Origin of the sequence: Pseudomonas sp. HMSC063H08 (genome assembly GCF_001813645.1) — a bacterium.
Lineage (GTDB): Bacteria > Pseudomonadota > Gammaproteobacteria > Pseudomonadales > Pseudomonadaceae > Pseudomonas > Pseudomonas aeruginosa.
In genome coordinates this window covers 327,408-347,077 of record NZ_KV813429.1, presented here as the reverse complement: position 1 = coordinate 347,077, position 19,670 = coordinate 327,408, and the positions used below count along the sequence as shown (strand labels likewise).

Sequence of the window (19,670 nt, the reverse complement as noted above, 5' to 3'; positions counted from 1 at the left end):
CAGATGGGTACTGCCGGATGCGGGCCGCCTCGCCAGGCGTTCGAGGGTTAGCGATGAGCATGCAGAAAAAGCCACAGATGGCGGAGGCCGTGCTGTTCTTCAACGACAGCGGCGTCTGCAAGGAAATGCTGTATCCCGAATTCGAGGCGCTGCTCGATGGTCTGGTACGCATGCCGGAATACGCCGACCGGCAGATGCACCTGGCCTATGTGTTGATCAATCCGCGCCTGCAGGCGCGGGCAGCGGTGTTCTTCTATCTCGATTTCGACGAGCAGGGCGGCGCCGACACCGGCTGGAACCTGCCTCTGCGCAACCTCGCCGAACGCGCCGGACGCGGCCCCGACATGGGCGGCGGGCCGATCCGCCTGGCCTGTCGCAGCCAGTGTCCGGTGTCCTGGCACCAGATGCACCTGTGGGACCCGGAGAGCAGCGCCGGACGCAACCATTTCGTACTCATCCGCGATGCGCTCAGGCGCAACCAGCTCGGCCTGCTGGTGGACGAGGAGCCTGCCGCGGTGGAGCCGCAGCGGCTGCAGATGGCCGCCGAAGAACAATGGTACGCCGCCGGTCCCGCCGCCCCGAAGGCGCCGCCCGCGGAGCCTCCGCGCAAGCAGGAGGACGAGCAGGCGGCGCGCCTGGCGCAACTGGTCAAGCAGCAGCGGCAACAGCTCGCCACCTTGGCCCGGCAGCAGGAGCAGCGCCTGGCCGGGCTCGCCCGGCAGCACGAAGAGGAACTGGCCAGGCGCGAACAGGACGCCCGCGGGCAACTGGACATCCTGCGCAGCGAAGTGCTCAGCCTGCAACAGGCCCTGGAGCGCCAGGCGCGGGAGAACGCCGAGTTGCAGCAGCGTCTGCTGGAGCAGGGCGAGCAGTTCCAGCGCAACCGCGAGGAACTGACCCGGCAACTGCGTTTCATCGAGAACCAGGGGCGCAACGAGACCGACCTGCTGCGCTCGGAGTTCGCCGACGAACTGGAGGCTCGGGTGGCGGCGGCGGTGGCCGGCTACAAGGAGCAGGTCTCGATCCGCGACGTCGAACTGGCCTACCGCAACGAGCTGGACCAGCAACTGGAGCAGGAACTGGCCGAGCTGCGCGCCGAGCGCGACCGTCTGGCCGCCCAGGGGCCGGAGCAACTGCTGGAGCGTCTATCCGGCCAGGGCGTGGTATTCGTCGCCTACCATCCCGGCGCCGGGCACCTGACCATCCCCTTGCAGGACATCCCGCGTTACCAGGACAATCCGCTGGCCTACGCGGCGGCCAAGTGCTTCGTCTCCGAGAGCCAGTACCGCCAGTGGCTGGACCACTTCCAGCAGCCGCGCTGCGAGGCGCTGCTGCCCGGCGGCGAACGCTGCAACCTGCCGCTCGACCGGGTCGACAACCCGGCGCGCTTCGTCGCCGGCGACACCAACTGCTGCGCCCGGCACAAGACCACGGGGCGCCTGCGCACCGTGAGCTGACTCCTTGCCGTTTCCCCACTGGTCACCGCATACACCCTTGCAGCGTCTCGAACTCGACTGGCTGCAACGGGCTGGGGTCGAACTGGCGCTGCTGCGCCTGGACCAGGCCGATCCGCTGATCTCCGGCAACAAGGGGTTCAAGCTCGCGCCACACCTGGCGCTGGCCCGCGAGCAGGGGCTGGACGGCCTGATCAGCCTCGGCGGCGCCCATTCCAACCACCTGCACGCGCTGGCCGGCGCCGGCGCGCGTTTCGGTTTCCGTTGCGTCGGCCTGTTGCGCGGACACGAAGTCGATACGCCGACGGTGCGCGACCTGCGCAGTCTCGGCATGGAACTGCACTGGCTCGGCTACGGCGGCTATCGCCAGCGGCATGCCGCCGGCTTCTGGCTTCCCTGGCGGGAACGTTACCCAGGCTTGCTGCCGGTCGCCGAGGGCGGTGGCGGGCTGCTGGGCGCGCGCGGTTGCATCGGGCTGGTGGAGCGCATAGCGACCCAGTTGCCGACGCTCGGCTGGGACGATTACGACGCGATCTGGGTGGCCGCCGGTACCGGTACGACACTGGCCGGCCTGGTGCTCGGCGAGGCCGGGCGGCATCCCGTGGTGGGCGCGCTGGCGGTGCCGGAGGACCATGGCGTCGCCGCCCAGGTCGCGGCGACCCTTGCCGAGGCGGGCTGGGCCGATGCCGGCTATCGCCTGCTGGACGCCAGCCGTGGTGGTTTCGCCCGCCTCGATGGGCGATTGGCGCGGTTCATCGTCGAGTTCGAGACGGCCAGCGGCGTCGCCCTCGAACCGCTGTACACCGGCAAGCTGCTGCTCGCCCTGCGCGAGGCCGTGGAGAGCGGCGCGGTGGCTCGCGGCAGCCGGTTGGTAGCGCTGCACAGCGGAGGCCTGCAGGGCCGCCGGGCATTGCAGGAGCGTTTGCTGGCGTTGCTCTGATCAGGCATCCGCGGCCTGGCGCGCGCTACCCCACAGGCTGAGCCCCGGCGGCCAGTCGTCGCTGGCCAGGAACAGGCGCTCGGCCTCTACCCAGTAGCCGTCGCGCGGCACCACCCTTACCAGCATTTGCGGACGTGCCTCGCCGGCGAAGGCGGTGTTCCAGCAAGCGCCGTCGCGCGGTGGGTCGAGCGGGTCCTGCCGCCGCATGGCCGGCGCCAGCCAGTGCTCGCGCGACAGATGCAGCCAATGCTGCCCGGCCTGCGGTCCGGCCAGGCTGGCCAGGTACGCCGGCCAGTCGCGCTGGCGGAGCCAGCGGCCACGCAGATGCCGTGGCTCGATGTCGGCGGGCAGGCTGCCCGGCCCGGGCCAGGGATGGAACAGGTAGCCGCTCAGCCACAATGCGGAAACGGCCGATTCGGCGCCATGGGCGGCCAGCACCTGGCGACCCTCGCGGGTCGCCGCCAGCGGCAACTGGTGTCGGCAGAGGTGTTCCAGCTTGCGTGACAGGCGGTCCTGGCCGCCGGGCCCGAGCCAGTCGCCGGGGCCGGACTGGGGCCCCAGGTAGAGTTTGATCGCCAGTTCCAGGTGGTGGATGCCGTCGTCGTCCCGCAGCAGCAGGTCGAGTTCGCCAAGGGTATGCCCGCCGTCGCGCACCGGCAGGTTGGCGGCGATCAGGCGCACGTCCGGGGCTTGTTCCAGGGCGAATTGCCAGAGATGTTCGTAGTACAGGCCGAGACGCTGCCGTGGCCACTGCGCGAGCCAGGCGGCGAGATGCTGCGGCTGTCGCTCCTGTTCGCGCAACCAGGCGGCCAGGCGCTCCGGCTCCTGGCGCCAGCGGCTGGCGGCGAGCGGATGGCGCTGCGGCTCCGGGGTCCGGCGCAGCAACGGCGGGGCGAGCAGGGTCCAGGCCAGGTCGCGGACGGCCGGGTGGCGCAATTCGTCGAGCAGTTCGGTCAGCAGCGTCATACCCAGAGGTTAGCCGGGTTGCGCCACTCGCGGCGATTTCCCGTACATGCGCGGGTTTGCCGCTGTCCGCGGCTTTCGCCCATAATCCGCTCTATCCCGCCCGCCAGCTTTTCGCAGGAACCGCATGGAACCCTTTCGCAATATCGGCATCATCGGCCGCCTCGGCAGCACCCAGGTGCTGGACACCATCCGCCGGCTGAAGAAATTCCTGATCGATCGCCACCTGCATGTGATCCTCGAGGACACCATCGCCGAAGTCCTGCCCGGACACGGCCTGCAGACCTGCTCGCGGAAGATCATGGGCGAGATCTGCGACCTGGTGGTGGTGGTCGGCGGCGATGGCAGCATGCTCGGCGCGGCCCGCGCGCTGGCCCGGCACAAGGTGCCGGTGCTGGGGATCAACCGCGGTAGCCTGGGCTTCCTCACCGACATCCGTCCGGACGAACTGGAGGTCAAGGTCGGCGAGGTGCTGGACGGCCAGTACATCGTCGAGAGCCGCTTCCTCCTCGATGCCCAGGTGCGTCGCGGTATCGACTCGATGGGGCAGGGCGATGCGCTCAACGACGTGGTCCTGCACCCGGGCAAGTCCACCCGGATGATCGAGTTCGAGCTGTATATCGACGGCCAGTTCGTCTGCAGCCAGAAGGCCGACGGCCTGATCGTCGCCACGCCCACCGGTTCCACCGCCTACGCGCTGTCCGCCGGTGGTCCGATCATGCATCCGAAGCTGGATGCCATCGTCATCGTGCCGATGTACCCGCACATGCTTTCCAGCCGCCCGATCGTGGTGGACGGCAACAGCGAGCTGAAGATCGTCGTGTCGCCGAACATGCAGATCTACCCGCAGGTCTCCTGCGACGGGCAGAACCATTTCACCTGCGCCCCCGGCGATACCGTGACGATCAGCAAGAAGCCGCAGAAGCTGCGCCTGATCCACCCCATCGACCACAACTACTACGAGATCTGCCGGACCAAGCTCGGCTGGGGCAGCCGCCTGGGCGGAGGCGACTGATGCAACTCGACCCCGGACGTGGCTACGACCTGATCGGCGATGTCCACGGCTGCGCGCATACCCTGGACCGCCTCCTCGACCTGCTCGGCTACCGCCTGCAGGGCGGCGTCTGGCGCCATCCGCGGCGCCAGGCGCTGTTCCTCGGCGACATCGTCGACCGCGGCCCGCGCATCCGCGAGGCCCTGCACCGGGTGCACGCGATGGTCGACGCCGGCGAGGCGCTGTGCATCATGGGCAACCACGAATTCAACGCGCTCGGCTGGAGCACCCCGGCGGCGCCCGGCAGCGGCCGCCAGTACGTCCGCGAGCATACGCCGCGGCATGCCCGGCTGATCAAGGAGACCCTCGAGCAGTTCGAGGGCCACGACGCCGACTGGCGCGACTTCCTCGGCTGGTTCCAGCAACTGCCGCTGTTCCTCGATGCCGGGCGCTTCCGCATGGTCCATGCCTGCTGGGACGGCGAACTGATCGCGACCCTGCGCCGGCAGTTCCCCGACGGGCGGATCAGCGAAGCCTTCCTGCAGGAGTCGGCGGAGCCCGGCAGCTTCGCCGACCTGGCCTGCAACCGCCTGCTGCGCGGCACCGACATGCGCCTGCCGCACGGCGCCACCCTGACCAGCAGCGATGGCTATACGCGCGCCTTCTTCCGCACCAAGTTCTGGGTCGAGGACGAGGCGCCGCGCACCTACGGCGATATCGTCTTCCAGCCCGACGCGTTGCCCGAAGCGATCGCCCGCGAGCCGCTCAGCGAGGAGCAGAAGTCCAGCCTGCTGACCTACGGCGCCGACGAACCGCTGTTGTTCGTCGGCCACTACTGGCGACGCGGCACGCCGGCGCCGATCCGGCCGAACCTGGCCTGCCTGGACTACAGCGCGGTGATGTACGGCAAGCTGGCGGCCTACCGCCTGGATGAGGAAACCCGCCTGGACCGGCACAAGTTCGTCTGGGTCGAAGTGAAGCGGCCGGAGGCTGACGAGTGAGCGCGGTGCAGGTCCTGAAGTTTCCCCTGTCGGTCGACCTGGCCGGCTTCGTCGGCCTGCTGCGGCGTCTGAACGTGCCGCACCGGGTCAGCGAGGAATCCGGCCAGCAGGTCCTCTGGGTGCCCGACGAGCGGCTCGCCGAGCAGGTCCGCGAGTTGTACCGGCGTTATCCCGAAGGCGATCCGCAGGCGACCCTGGAAGCCGCGCCGCGACCGGCGGGGCAGGGTTTCGTCCGGCAACTGCGGATGAGCCCGATGACCGCCGCGGTGTTGCTGCTGACCTTCGTCGTCGCCGCTGTCACCTACCTTGGCGACAACTTCGCGACGATGCGCTGGCTGACCTTCCAGGACTTCCGTATCCAGGGCCAGTACGCGCTGTTCACGCCGTTGGCCGAGAGCCTGGCGGCGGGTCAATGGTGGCGGCTGTTCACGCCGATGCTGATCCACTTCGGCTGGCTGCACCTGGCGATGAACGCCATGTGGTTCTGGGAGCTGGGCCGGCGCATCGAATTCCGCCAGGGCCGTCCGATGCTGCTCGGCCTGACCCTGCTGTTCGGCCTGGTGTCCAACGTGGTGCAGTACGCGGTGAGCGGCGCCAGCCTGTTCGGCGGGTTGTCCGGGGTGCTCTATGGCCTGCTCGGGCACTGCTGGATCTTCCAGTACCTGGCGCCGAACCAGGCCTATCGCCTGCCCAGGGGCGTCGTGGCGATGATGCTGATCTGGCTGCTGGTGTGCCTGTCCGGGGTGATCGACCTGCTCGGCTTCGGCTCCATCGCCAACGGCGCGCACGTTGGCGGGCTGCTGGTCGGTTGCCTCAGCGGTTTGCTGGGCGGCCTGCTGGCGCGGCGTCGCCGTTGAGCGAGGGGCTGCGGCAGCTTCGATGTGCGCCGCCGGCCCCGGCCCGGTAGAATGGCCGGTACGCCTTTTCACCGGAGCCGGCCATGTCGTCCTTCAACCAAGCGATCGAGAACATCACTCCAGAGATCTACCAGAACCTCAAGCTGGCCATCGAGATCGGCAAGTGGCCGGACGGCCGCAAGCTGACCCAGGAGCAGAAGGAACTCTGCCTGCAGGCGGTGATCGCCTGGGAGCTGCAGAACCTCCCCGAGGAGGAGCGCACCGGCTACATGGGCCCGCAGCACTGCTCCTCGCATTCCGACGAGCCGATCCCGAACATCCTGTTCAAGTCGGACTCCGTGCACTGATGGAAGAAATCGCCCGCGGCGCGCTGAGCAAGATGACGGCGCGCCTGGAAAGCAATGCTCCCGTGCAATACGCCTTCCGCCTCGACGACCGCGAAGTCGCGGTGAACCCGCTGATCGGCCGGCCGCTGCGCCTGGAGTACCTCGGCAGCATCTTCTGCACCCATTGCGGCCGCAAGACGAAGAAGAGTTTCAGCCAGGGCTATTGCTATCCCTGCTTCACCCGGCTGGCGCAGTGCGACAGTTGCATCGTCAGCCCGGAGAAGTGCCACTACGAGCAGGGCACCTGCCGTGAACCGGAGTGGGGCGAGCGGTTCTGCATGACCGATCACGTGGTGTACCTGGCCAACTCCTCCGGGGTGAAGGTCGGCATCACCCGCGCCAGCCAGATTCCCACCCGCTGGATCGACCAGGGCGCGCGCCAGGCGCTGCCGATCCTGCGCGTGGCCACCCGCCAGCAGTCCGGCCTGGTGGAAGACCTGCTGCGCAGCCAGGTCGCCGACCGCACCAATTGGCGGGCCATGCTCAAGGGCGAAGCCGAGCCGGTCGATCTGGCGGCAGTCCGCGAGCAGTTGTTCGACCAGTGCGCCGACGGCCTGCGCGAATTGCAGCAACGTTTCGGCCTGCAGGCGATCCAACCGGTTATCGACCTCGATCCGCTCGAGATCGCCTACCCGGTCGAGGCCTACCCGAGCAAGGTCGCCAGCCTCGACCTGGAAAAAACGCCTATCGTCGAAGGCACGCTTCGCGGTATCAAGGGCCAGTACCTGATCCTCGACACCGGGGTGATCAACATTCGCAAATACACGGCCTACCAGATCGCCGTGCATCACTGAGCAGAAGGGCCACAAGCCATGCGCACCGAGCAACCGAAAGTCATCCACCTCAAGGACTATCAGGCGCCGGACTACCTGATCGACGAGACCCACCTGAAGTTCGAACTGTTCGAAGACCACAGCCTGGTGCACGCCGAGCTGAAGCTGCGGCGCAACCCCGAGCGCGGCGCCGGCCTGCCGCCGCTGTTGCTGCATGGCCAGCAACTGGAGCTGCTGGCGCTCGAACTGGACGGCCAGGCGCTCGGCGCGGACGACTACCAACTGGACGACGAGCAGCTCGGGGTGCAACCGCGGCAGGCCGAATTCGTCCTCAGGAGCACGGTGCGTATCCATCCGGAGAGCAACACCGCGCTGGAAGGCCTGTACAAGTCCGGCAAGATGTTCTGCACCCAGTGCGAGGCCGAGGGTTTCCGCAAGATCACCTATTACCTCGACCGTCCCGACGTGATGAGTCGCTTCACCACCACCGTCAGCGCCGAACAGCAGCGCTACCCGGTGCTGCTCTCCAACGGCAACCCGGTGGCCAGCGGTTCCGAAGGCAACGGCCGGCACTGGGCGACCTGGGAAGACCCGTTCAAGAAGCCGGCCTACCTGTTCGCCCTGGTCGCCGGCGACCTCTGGTGCGTCGAGGACAGCTTCCGCACCATGAGCCAGCGCGACGTGGCGCTGCGCATCTACGTCGAGCCGGAGAACATCGACAAGGTCCAGCACGCCATGGACAGCCTGAAGAAGTCGATGCGCTGGGACGAGGAGGTCTACGGCCGCGAATACGACCTGGACATCTTCATGATCGTCGCGGTCAACGACTTCAACATGGGCGCGATGGAGAACAAGGGCCTCAACATCTTCAACTCCAGTTGCGTCCTGGCCCGCGCCGAAACCGCCACCGACGCCGCCCACCAGCGGGTCGAGGGCGTGGTGGCGCATGAGTATTTCCACAACTGGTCGGGCAACCGGGTGACCTGCCGCGACTGGTTCCAGCTGTCGCTCAAGGAAGGCTTCACCGTATTCCGCGACTCGGAATTCTCCGCCGACATGAACTCGCGCACGGTCAAGCGCGTCGAGGACGTCGCCTTCCTGCGCACCAACCAGTTCGCCGAGGACGCCGGGCCGATGGCGCATCCGGTGCGCCCCGACTCGTTCATCGAGATTTCCAACTTCTACACCCTGACCGTCTACGAGAAGGGCTCGGAAGTGGTGCGGATGATCCACACCCTGCTCGGCGCCGAAGGCTTCCGCAAGGGCTCGGACCTGTACTTCCAGCGCCACGACGGCCAGGCGGTGACCTGCGACGATTTCGTCAAGGCCATGGAAGACGCCAATGGCGTCGACCTGACCCAGTTCAAGCGCTGGTACAGCCAGTCCGGCACTCCGCGCCTGGCGGTGGAAGGCGAGTACGACGCCGCCGCCCGCCGCTACACCCTGACGGTGCGCCAGAGCTGCCCGCCGACTCCCGGCCAGCCGAGCAAGGAACCCTTCGTCATCCCGCTGGAGCTGGGCCTGCTCGACGGCCAGGGCAACGAACTTCCGCTGCGCCTGGAAGGCGAGGCCGCGGCCCAGGGCGGCAACCGCGTGCTGGCGGTGACCGAGGCCGAGCAGCGCTTCGTCTTCGTCGAGGTGCCGGAGCAGCCGCTGCCATCGCTGCTGCGCGGCTTCTCCGCGCCGGTGAAACTGAGCTTCCCCTACAGCCGCGACCAGTTGCTGTTCCTCATGCAGCACGACAGCGACGGCTTCAACCGCTGGGAGGCCGGCCAACAGCTTTCGGTGCAGGTCCTGCAGGAGCTGATCGGCCAGCACCAGCGCGGCGCGCAACTGGTACTCGACCCGCGCCTGATCGAGGCCTACCGCACCCTCCTGGCGGACGAGGCGCTGGACCAGGCGATGGTCGCCGAGATGCTCTCGCTGCCCAGCGAGGCCTATCTCACCGAGATCAGCGAAGTCGCCGATGTCGACGCGATCCATGCCGCCCGCGAATTCGCCCGCCAGCGTATCGGCGAAGCGCTGTTCGAGCCGCTGTGGCAGCGTTACCAGGCCAACCGCAAGATTTCCCGCGACACCGCCTACCTCGCCGAGGCCTCGCACATCGCCCGGCGCAGCCTGCAGAATATCGCGCTGTCCTACCTGTCGCTGTCGGGCCGGGAGGAAATCCTCGCCGCCTGTCTGGAGCAGTACGAAGGCTGCGACAACATGACCGAGCGCCTGACCGCCCTGGCGGTGCTGGTCAATTCCGGCTTCGAGGCGGAGAAGGGCAAGGCCCTGGCCATGTTCGCCGACTACTTCAAGGACGACCCGCTGGTGATGGACCAGTGGTTCAGCGTGCAGGCCGGCTCGCCGCTGCCGGGCGGGCTGGAGCGGGTCCAGGCGCTGATGCAGCACCCGGCCTTCACCCTGAAGAACCCGAACAAGGTGCGCGCGCTGATCGGCGCGTTCGCCAACCAGAACCTGGTCAACTTCCATCGTCCTGACGGCGCCGGCTATCGCTTCCTCGCCGACCAGGTGATCGTGCTCAACGCACTCAACCCGCAGATCGCCTCGCGCCTGCTGGTGCCGCTGACCCGCTGGCGCAAGTACGACGAGGCGCGGCAGGCGCTGATGCGCGGCGAGCTGGAACGCATCCTGGCCTCCGGCGAGCTGTCCAGCGACGTCTACGAAGTGGTGAGCAAGAGCCTGGCCTGATCCGCCAGCTTCTCCCAGAAGAGGGTGTTACTGGCCACTGGCTGGTAACGCCCTTTGTTACTTCTGGGAATCGCTTCACTGTTTTCCATTGATGGAGCCCGCTTAATCGTGTTTCGCGAACCACCCTGCGCAGGCTCTGCGAAGGGACTTTTCGCGCCACCGGCGACATTCGCCTGGCGCGTTTTGTCGGACACTTCCTGTTTTCTGGTCAGTGAATGAACAGTCATCTGGCAGGAAGTCCTGTTTTTGTCGCAATCCATTGAATTCCCTGGAGGATTCCGTTGAATTGGCATCCCGGTTGCACTGCCTCGTCGCGCGGTTCCCTTTCGTCGACGCGAGGCCGGTGACGCCGCGACCACCCATAACAAGGCCGCAGAGAAACGGCCGAACGGCGAACCGCCCGCAGTGGCGGCGCCCAACGCATGACCACATGGAGTGAGTTCCCGATGTACATCCCCAACCGCCAGCCCCGGCTGCGCTCCGCGCCGGCCCGGGCCGGCTTCGCCTTCGCCGGGCTGCTGCCGCTGCTGGGCGGCCAGGCCCAGGCCGTCGAATTCAGCTTCCTCGACAACGAGGTGTCCGGTTCGCTCGATACCACCCTGTCCTACGGCACCCTGTGGCGGGTGCAGGGGCAGGACAAGAGCAACAACGACATCAACACCAACGACGGCAACCGCAACTTCGATACCGGCCTGGTTTCCGAGGTCTACAAGATCACCTCGGACCTGGAGGCGACCTGGCGCAACTATGGCGTGTTCATCCGCGGCACGGCGTTCTATGACACCCAGATCATGGACAAGCGCAACGACTACTACAGCCACAACGATCCATCGCAGCCGAGCCAGAGCTATCCCCACGACGACCGTTTCACCAGCCAGACCCGCGACATCGCCGGGCACAAGGCGGAAATCCTCGACGCCTACGTCTACGGCAGCTGGGACATCGGCAACATGCCGCTGAGCGCGCGCTTCGGCCGCCAGGTGTTCAACTGGGGCGAGGGCATCTTCTACCGTGGCGGGGTCAACACCACCAACCCGGTGGACGCCGCCAAGTACCGCCTGCCCGGTTCCGAGCTCAAGGAAGTGCTGATGCCGGTGGAAGCGCTGAGCTTCAACATCGGCCTGACCGACAACCTGTCGATGGAAACCTTCTACCAGTGGAACTGGAAGGAAACCCGCCTCGACCCGGTCGGAACCTTCTTCTCCGAGACCGACCTGTTCGCCGACGGCGGCAACACCGGCTACAGCGACTTCACCGGCACCGCGCTGGACACCCCGGTGCCCGGCTTCGGCAACGTCATCGGCCTGTACCAGGCGCTGGGCAACAATCCGCTGCTCAGCGGCGCGCTGAAGAACACCGGCCTCTATGCCAACGGCGTGACCCCGGCCTACGGCAACGTGATGAAGGTGTCGTCCATCGGCAAGGACATCAACGCGCGCAACGACGGCCAGTTCGGCGTGGCCTTCCGCTACATCGCCGAGGAACTGAACAGCACCGAGTTCGGCTTCTACTTCGTCAACTACCACTCCAAGGAGCCGACCCTGTACGCCGACATCGGCGACTATGCCGGGGCCGACCTGGCGGCGCTGGCCAACACCCTGCGGCCGATCGCCGGTAACCTCGCCGAAGCCCTGGCCAACGGCCTGGTGACCGCCGACGTGATGGGCAACATCAATGCCCGGCGCGAGTTCGCCGAAGACATCCGCATGTACGGCTTCAGCTTCAACACCACGGTGGGCGACGCCTCGGTGTTCGGCGAGCTGGCCTACCGGCCGAACCTGCCGATCGGCATCGCCGCCACCAACGACCTGATCGGCGACCTCGCCCACGGTGCGGCGGAAGCCGCCAACGGCGGGCAGATCAACGTCGGCGGGCAGATGGTCGGCCTCGGCGGGCAGATCCACAACTACGAGCGGGTCGAGGCGTTCAACACCTCCCTCGGGACCATCTACAACTTCGGCCCGTCGCTGAGCTTCGACTCGTTGACCGGCGTCGCGGAGCTGGCCTCGGAACACCTGCGTGGCAGCAGCCTGAAGTACACCGCCTACGACGGCAGCACCCGCTACTATGCCGGGCGTGGCAACAGCTCGTACGTTTCCGGCGGCGACCGTGGCGACCAGGTGAACCGCAACGCCTACGGCTACACCCTGCTGCTCAGCGGCACCTGGAACGACGTGTTCGCCGGGGTCAACGTGTCGCCCTACGTGGTCTACAAGGACGACTTCGAAGGCAACTCCTACCAGACCGGCAACTTCATCGAAGGTCGCAAGGCCTACACCCTGGGGGTCAAGGCCACCTACCTGAACAGCCTGGAAGGCGAACTGCAGTACACCGAGTTCTACGGCGGCGGGCAGAACAACAACATCCGCGACCGCGACAACATCGGCCTGACCGTCAAGTACTCCTTCTGACCGAACCGATAACGACACGGGCGCCGCGAGCGCCCGGCACCTCACACGGAGAACCCTCATGTTGAACAAGCACCTGCTGATCGGCGCTTCCCTGGCGCTGGCACTGGGCAGCGGCGGCGCGCTGGCCGGCGTTTCCGCCGGCGAGGCGGCGCAACTGAAGTCGAGCCTCACCCCGCTGGGCGCGGAGAAGGCCGGCAACGCCGCCGGCAGCATTCCCGCCTGGACCGGCGGCATCACCCAGGCGCCGGCCGGCTACAAGCCGGGCCAGCACCACCCGGACCCGTTCGCCGCGGACAAGCCGCTGTTCACCATCGACAAGGCCAACCTGGAGCAGTACAGGGAACACCTGACCCCGGGCCAACTGGCGCTGTTCAAGACCTACCCGGACAGCTTCCGGATGCCGGTCTACCCCAGTCGCCGTTCCGGCTCGGCGCCGCAGTGGCTGTACGACAACACCTTCGCCAATGCCACCAGCGCCAGGCTGCTGGACGGCGGCAACGGGTTCGCCGACGCCTATGGCGGGGTGCCGTTCCCGATTCCGAAGAGCGGCGTGGAGGCGCTGTGGAACCATGTCGCCCGCTACCGCGGTACCTATGTCGTGCGCCGCGCCTCGGAAGTCGCGGTACAGCGCAACGGTAGCTACTCGCTGGTGACCTCGCAGCAGGAAGCGCTGTTCAAGTACTACCTCAAGGGCGGCAGCTTCGCCGACCTGAACAACCTGATGTTCTACTACCTGTCGTTCACCAAGAGCCCGGCGCGCCTGGCCGGTGGCGCGGTGCTGGTGCACGAGACCCTCGACCAGGTCAAGGAGCCGCGCCAGGCCTGGGGCTACAACGCCGGCCAGCGCCGTGTGCGGCGTGCGCCGAACCTTGCCTACGACACGCCGATCGCCGCCGCCGACGGCCTGCGCACCGCCGACGACACCGATATGTTCAACGGCGCGCCGGACCGCTATGACTGGAAGCTGCTGGGCAAGAAGGAAATCTACATTCCCTACAACAACTACAAGGTCAGCAGCCCCGAGGTGAAGTACGAGGAACTGCTCAAGCCGGGCCATCTCGATCCGCAATACACCCGCTACGAACTGCACCGCGTGTGGGTGGTGGAAGGTACCCTGAAGCCGGGCGCGCGGCATATCTACTCCAAGCGCACCCTGTACCTCGACGAGGACAGCTGGAGCGCGGCGGTGGTCGACCAGTACGACGGTCGCGGCGAACTGTGGCGGGTGTCCATGGCCTACCTGAAGAACTTCTACGACCTGCCGTACACCTGGAGCGCGCTGGACGTGTTCCACGACCTGCAGGCGCGTCGCTACCACGTGCAGAACCTGGACAACGAGGAGCCGGGTACCATCGACTTCACCCAGGCGATACCGGACGACTCCTACTTCAAGCCCTCGGCCCTGCGCCGCCGCGGCACCCGCTGATCGCTCCGCTCGCCGGCGCCGACCGCTTCCCTCCGGGGAGGAGGGCGGCGCCGATCCCCCGTTACAGACGGCTTACACGCTTAACAAAAGATAACGTGGCTTCAATTGTCTCCGTCGCCAAACGCTGGCTATATAACGCTCACCACGAACCACTAATAACAACAACGGGGACGGTATCCATGCGTGAGCCCATGACGTGGCGCACTTCGCCCGGCCAATCCGCGGACGCTTCGCGGCATCCGGCCATTCCTTCCAGATCGCCCCTGGCCAGCAGGGCCCTGTCGTTTCTCGGGGCGCTTTCTCTTCTGACCTTCGCCGCCACCCCGGTCCTGGCCGAGTCGACGCCAACCGCCGCGCCGCCGCAATTCGCCGTGGAATCGCCGAAGGCCGCCAGCAGCCTGCTGCTCAGCGTCGCCCATGCCGGCAAGCGGCTGGTCGCGGTCGGCGACCGTGGGCATATCCTGCTCTCCGACGACGACGGCAAGACCTGGACCCAGGCCAAGGTGCCGACCCGCCAGTTGCTCACCTCGGTGTTCTTCGTCAACGAGCGCAAGGGCTGGGCGGTCGGGCACGATGCGCAGATCCTCGTCAGCGACGACGCCGGCAGCACCTGGACCAGGCAGTTCGAGGACCTCGGCCGCGAAGCGCCGTTGCTGGACATCTGGTTCGCCGACGAACAGCACGGCCTGGCCGTCGGTGCCTATGGCGCGCTGCTGGAGACCCGCGACGGCGGCCAGCACTGGGAAGACGTCAGCGAGCGCCTGGACAACGAGGACCAGTTCCACCTCAACGCCATCGCCGCGGTCAAGGACAACGGCCTGCTGGTGGTCGGCGAAGCCGGCAGTCTGTTCCGCTCGAAGGACTGGGGCGCCACCTGGGAAAAACTCGAAGGCCCCTACGAGGGCTCGCTGTTCGGCGCCATCGGTACCGCCGATGCGGGCGGCGTGCTGGTCTACGGCCTGCGCGGCCACCTGTTCCGCTCCGCCGATTTCGGCGACAGCTGGGAAGAGATACCGCTGAAGGCGGCGTCCGGCGACCTGGAATTCGGTCTCTCCGACGGCGCGCTGCTGGCGGACGGGCGTATCGTCGTGGTCGGCCACGGCGGCAGTGTCCTCGAAAGCTCCGACGGCGGGCGCAGCTTCAGCGTGTTCAACCGTCCCGACCGGCTGTCCCTGGCCGGCGTCAGCGCCACCGGCGACGGCCACCTGATCCTGGTCGGCCAGGGCGGCGTGCACCTCGCTGCGGCGAACGGTGCCGCGCTCGAACAACCACAATAAGGCGGGGTCGCATGAGTGCCATGAACCAGCATCAGCAAAACAAGGCGAGCCTGCTCGAACGCCTGATCTTCAACAACCGGCCGGTGGTGATCTTCCTCTGCCTGCTGGTCAGCGTCTTCCTGTTCTACCAGGCCACCCAGGTGCGGCCGTCCACCAGCTTCGAGAAGATGATCCCGCTGGAGCACCCGTTCATCCAGAAAATGCTCGAGCACCGCAACGACCTGGCCAACCTCGGCAACACCGTGCGCATCTCGGTGGAGGCGGTGAACGGCGACATCTTCACCAAGGAGTACATGGAGACGCTCCGGCAGATCCATGACGAGGTGTTCTACATCCCCGGCGTCGACCGTTCCGGCCTGAAGTCGTTGTGGAGCCCCAGCGTGCGCTGGACCGAAGTGACCGAGGAAGGCTTCGCCGGCGGCGAGGTGATCCCGCAGACCTACGACGGTTCGCCGCGGGCGCTGGAGGAACTGCGCAACAACGTGCTCAAGTCCGGGCAGATCGGCCGCCTGGTGGCGAACAACTTCAAGTCGAGCATCGTCGACGTACCGCTGCTGGAGATGTACCCGAACCCGAAGAACCAGAGCGAACTGATCAAGCTCGACTACCGCCAGTTCTCCCATGAGCTGGAAGAGAAGATCCGCGACAAGTACCAGTTGCAGAATCCCAACGTGAAGGTGCACATCGTCGGCTTCGCGAAGAAGGTCGGCGACCTGATCGACGGGCTGGTGATGGTGGTCGGCTTCTTCGGTATCTGCCTGCTGATCACCCTGGTCCTGCTGTACTGGTTCACCAAGTGCATCCGCAGCACCATCGCCGTGCTGATCACTACCCTGGTGGCGGTGCTCTGGCAGCTCGGCCTGCTCAACCTGGTCGGTTTCGGCCTCGATCCCTATTCGATGCTGGTGCCGTTCCTGATCTTCGCCATCGGCATCTCCCACGGCGTGCAGAAGATCAATGGCATCGCCTTGCAGTCCAGCGGCGCCGACAATGCGCTGATGGCGGCGCGGCTGACCTTCCGCCAACTGTTCCTGCCGGGGATGATCGCGATCCTCGCCGACGCCGTCGGCTTCATCACCCTGCTGGTGATCGACATCGGGGTGATCCGCGAGCTGGCCATCGGCGCCTCGATCGGCGTGGCGGTGATCGTCTTCACCAACCTGATCCTGCTGCCCGTGGCGATCTCCTACATCGGCATCAGCAAGAAGGCAGTGCAGCGCAGCAAGGACGACGCGGTGCGCGAGCACCCGTTCTGGCGCCTGCTGTCGAACTTCGCCAGCCCGAAGGTGGCCCCGGTGTCCATCGCCATCGCCTTGCTGATGCTCGGCGGCGGCCTCTGGTATGGCAAGCACCTGAAGATCGGCGACCTCGACCAGGGCGCGCCGGAACTGCGTCCCGACTCGCGCTACAACCTCGACAACGACTTCATCATCCGCAACTACTCGACCAGTTCGGACGTGCTGGTGGTGATGGTCAAGACCTCCCCGGAAGGCTGCTCCACCCACCAGGCCCTGGCGGCCATGGACGAGCTGGCCTGGAAGCTGGAGAACACCGAGGGCGTGCAGTCGGCGATCTCGATGGTCACCGTGTCCAAGCAGGTGATCAAGGGGATGAACGAAGGCAACCTGAAATGGGAGACCCTGTCGCGCAACCAGGACGTGCTGAACAACTCCATAGCCCGTGCCGACGGTCTCTACAACACCGACTGCTCGCTGGCGCCGCTGCTGGTCTTCCTCAACGACCACAAGGCCGAGACCCTCGACCGCGCGGTGGCGGCGGTGCAGGCCTTCGCCGCGGAGAACGACAAGGACGACCTGCAGTTCCAGCTGGCCGCCGGCAACGCCGGGATCGAGGCCGCCACCAACGAGGTGATCAAGCAGTCCGAACTGATCATCCTGGTGCTGGTGTACATCTGCGTGGCGGCCATGTGCATGATCACCTTCCGTTCCTTCGCCGCGACCCTCTGCATCGTCCTACCGCTGATCCTCACCTCGGTGCTGGGCAACGCGCTGATGGCGGCGCTGGGCATCGGCGTGAAGGTCGCGACCCTGCCGGTGATCGCCCTCGGCGTCGGCATCGGGGTGGACTACGGGATCTACATCTACACCCGCCTGGAGTCTTTCCTGCGCATGGGCCTGCCGTTGCAGGAGGCCTACTACGAGACCCTCCGCTCCACCGGCAAGGCGGTGCTGTTCACCGGCCTGTGCCTGGCGATCGGCGTGGCCACCTGGATCTTCTCGGCGATCAAGTTCCAGGCCGACATGGGCCTGATGCTGACCTTCATGCTGCTCTGGAACATGTTCGGCGCCCTCTGGCTGCTGCCGGCCCTGGCGCGTTTCCTGATCAACCCGGCCAAGCTGCAGGCCAGGAAGGCCTCGCTGTTCGCTCACTGAGTCGCACCGAGCCTCGCCAAGACCGCGGCCCCGGCCGCGGTTTTTTTCGCGCGGAGGAAGGCCGCCGCGCTTCAGTCCGGTGTGGCGGGGAACAGCAGCTCGCAGCGGAAGCGCTGCTCGTCGCTGCTGTAATGCAGGCGCCAGCCGCTCTTCTGGCACAGGCGCTGGACCAGGTCGAGGCCCAGGCCATAACCGAACGCCATCGACTCCTCCGTGCCCTGGGCCGCACCGATGGGGTTGCTGATCAGCAGGCTGCGGTCGCGCACGACGATTTCCACCACGCCCTCGTCGCTGTACTGCAGGGCGTTGCGCAGCAGGTTGCCGATGATGATCCGCGCGCGGGTCTGCGGCAGGCTGTGTGGCTCCACGTCGAGGTGGAAGGTCAGGCCGCGGCGCTGGCTCAGCGCCTGCTGTTCCTCGAGCAGCTCCTCCAGCAGGCGACCGACCTCGATGTGTCCGTCGTCGCGCAGTTCGCCGCTCTCGCGGCTGAGCCAGAGCAGGGTTTCGGTCATCTGCTGCATGCCCAGCGCCGAGCGGCGGATGCGTTGCAAGGCATGCGGGGAGGGCGCGCGGCCGGGTTGGTCGAGCAGCTCCAGGTTCATGCCGATCACCGCCAGCGGGGTGCGCAGCTCATGGCTGGCGTAGCGCAGGAAGCGCTCCTCGCGCTGGCTGAAGTCCTTGATCCGGGTCACGCTGTTCCACAGGGTATCCGCCAGCACGTTGAGTTCGCGGTAGTTGAAGCGCGGCCGCTGGCTGTCCGGGGCGAGGTCGTCGAGGGTCATCGACCAGCGCGTCAGCTTGCGCAACGGCGCGACGATGAACCAGACCAGCAGGCCGACGGCGGCCAGCGAAGGCAGGGTGACCGATAGGGTGACGATCCAGGTCTGCCTGACGCGGGCGTCGATGATGGCGTCGGACAGCGGCGTGTCGATGCTGCCGGCGGCGTCGTTGTCGTAGAGGTAGAGCGTCTTGCCGTCGGCCAGTGGCTGGCGGACCACCACGTAGGCATCGTCGCTGGGCGCGTCGTCATCCTCCTCTTCGTCATCGTCGTCCCAGTTGCCGAGCAGTTGCATGGCGCCGATGCTCTTGTAGGGCGGGGTGTCGAGCATCTCCCTGAGTTTCGGCGGCAGCCCCGCGGTGCCGACGCTGCCCTTGAAGTAGTAGCTGTCCGGCGCCGGCGTAGCCGGGTCTTCCTGGTAGCGCTGGGCGAAGTACAGCCCTTCCTCTTCCATCATCATGCTGAGCAGGTAGAGGGCGCCGGTCTCGCCGTAGTCGCCGAGCATGCGCGTGTAGACCAGCAGCACCCCGGCGAGGATCAGGCTGACGCCGCCGCCGACGATGGGGATCAGGCTCAGGCCGCGTTTCATTTTCGCTCCAGCTGGAAGCCGACGCTGTGCAGGGTATGGATCAGAGGGGTGGCGAACCCCTTGTCGACGGTGCTGCGCAGGTGGTGCATGTGCACGTTGAGGGTGTTGCTTTCCGGCGGCTCGTCGCCCCAGACGCTGCGCCCCAGCTGCTCGCGGGTGACCAGCGCGGGGCTGGCGCGCATCAGGCACTCGAGGATCTTCCAGGCGGTGGGGGACAGCGCCAGGGGCGTGCCGCCGCGGCTGGCCTGGCGGCTGTCGAGGTCCATCACCAGGTCGTCGACCTGCAGGCGCTGGGCCTGGCCGCTGCGGCGCCGGCTGAGGGCTTGCAGGCGGACCAGCAGCTCCGGCAGTTCGAAGGGCTTGAGCAGATAGTCGTCGGCGCCGGCGTCGAAGCCGTCGAGCTTGTCCTGCAGGGTATCCAGGGCGGTGAGCATGAGTACCGGGGTCTGCAGGCCGGCTTCGCGCAGCTGGCGACAGACCTGCCGGCCGTTGATGCGCGGCAGCATGATGTCCAGCAGGATCACGTCGTAGCGGTTGGCGCGCGCCAGGTTGAGGCCGGCCTGGCCGTCGCGGGCGTGATCGCAGACCACCCCGGCGGCCTCGAGGTAGTCGATGACGGTGCCGGCGAGATCGAAGTTGTCTTCGACGACGAGTACGTGGATATGCATGGCCTGGGTCGCGTGACGAATGGGCTGGTCGACTGGCGGTGGATGGCCGTCGCGCCATGGGCG

The 19,670-nt window shown here is 66.9% G+C and carries 15 protein-coding genes; 12 read left to right on the top strand and 3 right to left on the bottom strand.

Annotation, left to right across the window (positions count from 1 at the left end; all coding sequences use genetic code 11):
* Positions 1 to 17: 17 nt before the first annotated feature.
* Positions 18 to 1,457, top strand: a complete 1,440-nt coding sequence (locus HMPREF2924_RS13630; RefSeq protein ID WP_003130618.1) for a hypothetical protein — start codon at positions 18 to 20, stop codon at positions 1,455 to 1,457.
* A 37-nt stretch (positions 1,458 to 1,494) separates the two neighbouring features.
* A complete protein-coding gene (locus HMPREF2924_RS13625) occupies positions 1,495 to 2,394 on the top strand; it encodes a 1-aminocyclopropane-1-carboxylate deaminase/D-cysteine desulfhydrase (RefSeq protein WP_023094586.1) in 900 nt (299 codons plus the stop codon).
* Here the strand turns inward: HMPREF2924_RS13625 and HMPREF2924_RS13620 are convergent, their stop codons facing one another.
* The gene (locus tag HMPREF2924_RS13620; protein ID WP_003130621.1) at positions 2,395 to 3,360 is read right to left on the bottom strand and encodes a DUF1853 family protein; all 966 of its coding nucleotides are present in this window, start codon (positions 3,358 to 3,360) and stop codon (positions 2,395 to 2,397) included.
* 124 nt (positions 3,361 to 3,484) lie between these two features.
* Between HMPREF2924_RS13620 and HMPREF2924_RS13615 the strand changes: the two genes are divergently transcribed.
* From HMPREF2924_RS13615 to HMPREF2924_RS13570, 10 genes are all read left to right on the top strand, one after another.
* The gene (locus HMPREF2924_RS13615) at positions 3,485 to 4,372 is read left to right on the top strand and encodes an NAD(+) kinase (RefSeq protein WP_003104985.1); all 888 of its coding nucleotides are present in this window, start codon (positions 3,485 to 3,487) and stop codon (positions 4,370 to 4,372) included.
* Positions 4,372 to 5,352: a metallophosphoesterase gene (locus tag HMPREF2924_RS13610; protein ID WP_003091336.1), complete on the top strand. Its 981-nt coding sequence runs from the start codon at positions 4,372 to 4,374 to the stop codon at positions 5,350 to 5,352. The genes HMPREF2924_RS13615 and HMPREF2924_RS13610 overlap by 1 nt, the downstream gene beginning before the upstream one ends.
* Positions 5,349 to 6,209 (top strand): rhomboid family intramembrane serine protease, encoded by an 861-nt coding sequence (locus HMPREF2924_RS13605; RefSeq protein WP_003104987.1) that lies wholly within the window; start codon positions 5,349 to 5,351, stop codon positions 6,207 to 6,209. The genes HMPREF2924_RS13610 and HMPREF2924_RS13605 overlap by 4 nt, the downstream gene beginning before the upstream one ends.
* Before the next feature lie 83 nt (positions 6,210 to 6,292).
* Positions 6,293 to 6,556 (top strand): YeaC family protein, encoded by a 264-nt coding sequence (locus HMPREF2924_RS13600; protein WP_003104989.1) that lies wholly within the window; start codon positions 6,293 to 6,295, stop codon positions 6,554 to 6,556.
* Positions 6,556 to 7,389 carry a DUF2797 domain-containing protein gene (locus HMPREF2924_RS13595; protein WP_003091329.1) on the top strand — a complete coding sequence of 278 codons (834 nt, stop codon included), beginning with the start codon at positions 6,556 to 6,558 and terminating at the stop codon, positions 7,387 to 7,389. Before HMPREF2924_RS13600 ends, HMPREF2924_RS13595 begins: the two co-directional genes overlap by 1 nt.
* A gap of 18 nt (positions 7,390 to 7,407) precedes the next feature.
* On the top strand, positions 7,408 to 10,065 hold the full coding sequence (gene pepN / locus HMPREF2924_RS13590; protein ID WP_003130623.1) for an aminopeptidase N: 2,658 nt from the start codon (positions 7,408 to 7,410) through the stop codon (positions 10,063 to 10,065).
* Positions 10,066 to 10,511: 446 nt separating this feature from the next.
* The gene (locus tag HMPREF2924_RS13585) at positions 10,512 to 12,476 is read left to right on the top strand and encodes a DUF1302 domain-containing protein (RefSeq protein ID WP_003110074.1); all 1,965 of its coding nucleotides are present in this window, start codon (positions 10,512 to 10,514) and stop codon (positions 12,474 to 12,476) included.
* Between the two features lie 58 nt (positions 12,477 to 12,534).
* The gene (locus HMPREF2924_RS13580; RefSeq protein WP_003091320.1) at positions 12,535 to 13,902 is read left to right on the top strand and encodes a DUF1329 domain-containing protein; all 1,368 of its coding nucleotides are present in this window, start codon (positions 12,535 to 12,537) and stop codon (positions 13,900 to 13,902) included.
* A gap of 179 nt (positions 13,903 to 14,081) precedes the next feature.
* Positions 14,082 to 15,179 carry a WD40/YVTN/BNR-like repeat-containing protein gene (locus tag HMPREF2924_RS13575; protein WP_003110477.1) on the top strand — a complete coding sequence of 366 codons (1,098 nt, stop codon included), beginning with the start codon at positions 14,082 to 14,084 and terminating at the stop codon, positions 15,177 to 15,179.
* Positions 15,180 to 15,190: 11 nt separating this feature from the next.
* Entirely contained in the window at positions 15,191 to 17,572 is a 2,382-nt protein-coding gene (locus tag HMPREF2924_RS13570) for an efflux RND transporter permease subunit (protein ID WP_003110076.1), read from the top strand.
* 71 nt (positions 17,573 to 17,643) lie between these two features.
* Here HMPREF2924_RS13570 and cprS read toward each other — a convergent pair whose 3' ends face one another.
* Complete coding sequence (gene cprS / locus HMPREF2924_RS13565; protein ID WP_003110077.1) at positions 17,644 to 18,939, bottom strand: cationic peptide sensor histidine kinase CprS; 1,296 nt, start codon at positions 18,937 to 18,939, stop codon at positions 17,644 to 17,646.
* Entirely contained in the window at positions 18,936 to 19,607 is a 672-nt protein-coding gene (cprR, locus tag HMPREF2924_RS13560) for a cationic peptide response regulator transcription factor CprR (protein WP_003091311.1), read from the bottom strand. Before cprR ends, cprS begins: the two co-directional genes overlap by 4 nt.
* Between the last annotated feature and the right edge of the window lie 63 nt (positions 19,608 to 19,670).

What these genes read in the sequence shown, in the direction of transcription:
- HMPREF2924_RS13630 (WP_003130618.1), top strand. Translation starts at nt 18, where the DNA reads ATGCGGGCCGCCTCGCCAGGCGTTCGAGGGTTAGCGATGAGCATGCAG.
- HMPREF2924_RS13620 (WP_003130621.1), bottom strand. Translation starts at nt 3,360, where the DNA reads ATGACGCTGCTGACCGAACTGCTCGACGAATTGCGCCACCCGGCCGTC.
- HMPREF2924_RS13615 (WP_003104985.1), top strand. Translation starts at nt 3,485, where the DNA reads ATGGAACCCTTTCGCAATATCGGCATCATCGGCCGCCTCGGCAGCACC.
- HMPREF2924_RS13610 (WP_003091336.1), top strand. Translation starts at nt 4,372, where the DNA reads ATGCAACTCGACCCCGGACGTGGCTACGACCTGATCGGCGATGTCCAC.
- HMPREF2924_RS13600 (WP_003104989.1), top strand. Translation starts at nt 6,293, where the DNA reads ATGTCGTCCTTCAACCAAGCGATCGAGAACATCACTCCAGAGATCTAC.
- HMPREF2924_RS13595 (WP_003091329.1), top strand. Translation starts at nt 6,556, where the DNA reads ATGGAAGAAATCGCCCGCGGCGCGCTGAGCAAGATGACGGCGCGCCTG.
- pepN (WP_003130623.1), top strand. Translation starts at nt 7,408, where the DNA reads ATGCGCACCGAGCAACCGAAAGTCATCCACCTCAAGGACTATCAGGCG.
- HMPREF2924_RS13585 (WP_003110074.1), top strand. Translation starts at nt 10,512, where the DNA reads ATGTACATCCCCAACCGCCAGCCCCGGCTGCGCTCCGCGCCGGCCCGG.
- HMPREF2924_RS13580 (WP_003091320.1), top strand. Translation starts at nt 12,535, where the DNA reads ATGTTGAACAAGCACCTGCTGATCGGCGCTTCCCTGGCGCTGGCACTG.
- HMPREF2924_RS13575 (WP_003110477.1), top strand. Translation starts at nt 14,082, where the DNA reads ATGCGTGAGCCCATGACGTGGCGCACTTCGCCCGGCCAATCCGCGGAC.
- HMPREF2924_RS13570 (WP_003110076.1), top strand. Translation starts at nt 15,191, where the DNA reads ATGAGTGCCATGAACCAGCATCAGCAAAACAAGGCGAGCCTGCTCGAA.
- cprS (WP_003110077.1), bottom strand. Translation starts at nt 18,939, where the DNA reads ATGAAACGCGGCCTGAGCCTGATCCCCATCGTCGGCGGCGGCGTCAGC.
- cprR (WP_003091311.1), bottom strand. Translation starts at nt 19,607, where the DNA reads ATGCATATCCACGTACTCGTCGTCGAAGACAACTTCGATCTCGCCGGC.